This window comes from Streptococcus saliviloxodontae, from assembly GCF_016908655.1.
GTDB classification, from domain to species: domain Bacteria; phylum Bacillota; class Bacilli; order Lactobacillales; family Streptococcaceae; genus Streptococcus; species Streptococcus saliviloxodontae.
Genome location: NZ_JAFBEI010000066.1, coordinates 1 through 3,147, shown reverse-complemented (window position 1 = coordinate 3,147; position 3,147 = coordinate 1). Strand labels below are relative to the sequence as shown.

Here is a 3,147-nt window from a genome sequence, read left to right as displayed (position 1 = left end):
CTCGTATATTGTTAATTTATCTTCATACGTTAATTTCATCAAAAAACACCCCATTCGTTAGATTTTGTGTCTAACTTTTGGGGTGCAGTTCATAATCAAGGCTTTTTACTATCCCTTTCGTTCAAAGGTATCTAGGCTTTTACGAGCAGAGCTACGCACTCCACGTGATGCGTCTGCGGGAAGAGGTCTACTGGTTGAACTTTTGTGAGTTTGTATCCTAGGTCTTGGTAGAGGGCGATGTCACGCGCCATGGTTGCTGGGTTACATGAGACGTAGGTGATTTTGCGTGGCGCCATAGCGACGCTAGCTTTGATAAAGCTTTCTGTCAAGCCTTTGCGTGGTGGGTCGACGATGATAACGTCTGGCTTGATACCTGCTTTAGACCAGTCTGCCATAGCATTTTCAGCGCTGTCTGCGACATAGGTAGCGTTGGTAATGCTGTTTCGCTCTGCATTTTTCTGAGCATCAGCGACAGCTGTTTCCACCACTTCAACACCATAAACCTGCTTGACTTTTTTGGCAAATGACAGACCAATCGTACCGATACCTGAGTAAGCATCTACGACCACATCGTCAGCTGACAAGTCTGAAAAATCAATGGCTGTTTGATAGAGTTTCTCTGCCATAACCGTATTGACTTGATAGAAGGATTGAGCTGAAATGTCATAGGTGTTTCCTAACATTTTGTCCTCAATGGTGTCTGATCCGTAAAGGATCTTAAACTCCTGCCCCAAGATAGCGTTTGTGTTTTGATCATTGATGTTTTGAATAATGGAAACAACTTCTGGAAAGGCTGCTACAATCTTTTCAATCATCTGCTCGATACGGAAAACCTTGGGACGTGTCGTTACCAAGACCAGCATGATTTGCCCTGTGTAATGCCCACGACGGACCATGAGATTACGGATAAGACCTGTCTGCTCCTTTTCGTCATAAGGTTTGATATCAAAACGACGGAGCAAATCACGGACAAAAACAACGAGGTCATCAATTTTCTTGTCTTGAATAAGAAAGTCTTCCAAGGGCATGAGGTCATGAGAACCCTTGCGGAAAAAACCTGTCTCCAGCTGACCATTGACACGACGAACTGGGACAGCTGCCTTGTTGCGGTAGGCATAAGGAACTTCCATTCCTAGCGTTTCTGCGACTTCCACATCCGACTCCGAAATCTTAGCCGTCTTATAAAGATTATCGACGACCTGCTTGCGTTTAAACTTGAGCTGTTCGCTATAAGCCAAATGCCCTAAGTCTGCAATCCCGCTACGCAGATAGTCACTGTTGACATCTTCGTTGCGAAACTCAGACTTTTTAACGTAGCTCTCTACTTTACCGTAACCAATGTTTTTCTTGACTTTGAGAATACGCATATTGATAATCTCACCAGGAAGAGCATTGTCTACAAAGAAAACCAAGCCGTTAATCTTAGCAACTCCCTTGCCTTCGTGGGTCAAATCAACGATGGATACGTTGATGATATCATTTTTTTCTAACATGATGTTATTCCTTGTTCTTTAAATTTCTCGCTCTGCTATTAAAAAGAGAGACTCGCGTCTCTCATTATACCATATTTACTTAATCAGTTCATAGATAGCCTCTGCGTAAATGGTTGCTGCGCGGTAGAGGTCTTCTACGTCTGTAAATTCATTGGCTTGGTGCATGGTGTTGGTATAGCCTGGGAACATAGCTCCAAAGGCGACGCCACGTTTTAACAGGCGACCGAAGGTTCCACCACCGATAATTTGTTCATGACCTTTTAGTCCTGTTTGGCGCTCATAAACAGCTAGAAGTGTTGATACCAACTCATCTTCCATCGGTACATAGTGCGGTGTGTGTTCATGTTCAGAAAGACTGACCTTGCTCGGCCCTTCCAACTGCTCAAGACCTGCCTTAATGGTCTTAGCATCTGTTCCTTGAGGGTAACGGAAGTTAAGAGCAATGGTATTATCTGAAGAACTGGCATCAAAGGTAAAGACACCTGCATTCATGGTTAACTCGCCCATTTTAGCATCCACAAAGTCCAAGCCCAACTTCTTAGCATAGAAATCTTCATGAAGTGTCTCGCCTGCTACTCGGAGATAGGCCTTAGCTGCACCTTCAAAGGCAAACTGATTGAGGAACTTAGCTAGGAAGGTTGCACCATTGATCCCTGCAAAAGGTGACATCCCGTGAGCTGACTTGCCGTAAACAGTAAGGGTATATTGCCCACTTGCTTCAGAGAGCTCTGCTGTAACAGGTTCTGCTGCGATAAAATCATTCAGCTTTTCTTGCAAGTCTGCTAGGTCCATAGTGGCTGTGAAGACTGCTGTCGCAGACTCTGGTACCATATTCTCACGCAAACCACCTGTGAAACTAGATAAGGTGAAAGCTCCGCTATTTTCCCCAGAAAAATGAAGATACTCGGTGATATTTCCTTTTTCACCGTTGATAATCGGAAACTCAGCGTCAGGGGCAAAGCCAAAGTCTGGGTCTTTGAGACCGTTGTGGGCAAAGTAGTAATCCATATCGCCCCAGCCTGATTCTTCGTCCGTTCCTACAATGAAACGAACTTTTTTAGAAGTCGGTAAGCCTAACTCTTTGATAATTTTTAGGGCATAATAGGCAGCCATGGTTGGTCCTTTATCATCTGATGACCCACGTGCATAGAGTTTGCCGTCCTTGATGACTGGCTCGTAAGGGTCTGTATCCCAACCGCTACCAGCTGGTACAACGTCCAAGTGAGCGAAGATACCAAGAACCTCATCCCCCTCTCCAAACTCAAAGTCACCAGCATAGTTATCAATGTTGCGGGTCTTATAACCATCACGTTCTGCCATTGCTAAGAAATGTTCCAAGGCTTTCACAGGACCAGGACCAAAAGGGTGTCCCTTATCAGCCTTACTGTCATCACGCTCAGAATTGATACGAAGAAGGGCAAATAAGTCCTCCATCATAGCGTCTTTGCGTTTGTCAACTTCTGCTCTGTAATTGATTGTCATAAGCTTTCCTCTTTTTTCTAGTAAGTAGGTCTATTTTACCATTTTTTTATTGGTTTTTCTTTTTTCTTTTTGATAATTCACGACAAACGCATGAGATACTCCATTTCATTTTCTGAACGACAGAACCTTTTTTGACCTAAAGTAGTCGGCTTAGATATTTGTCAAAGGATAA

General features: G+C 43.9%; 2 protein-coding genes. Both read right to left on the bottom strand.

From position 1 onward, the window contains the following. Window positions 1-131 precede the first annotated feature (131 nt). Entirely contained in the window at window positions 132-1,493 is a 1,362-nt protein-coding gene (rlmD, locus tag JOC31_RS09720) for a 23S rRNA (uracil(1939)-C(5))-methyltransferase RlmD (protein WP_205017948.1), read from the bottom strand. 75 nt (window positions 1,494-1,568) lie between these two features. After that, complete coding sequence (pepV, locus tag JOC31_RS09715; protein WP_205017947.1) at window positions 1,569-2,975, bottom strand: dipeptidase PepV; 1,407 nt, start codon at window positions 2,973-2,975, stop codon at window positions 1,569-1,571. Window positions 2,976-3,147 lie beyond the last annotated feature (172 nt).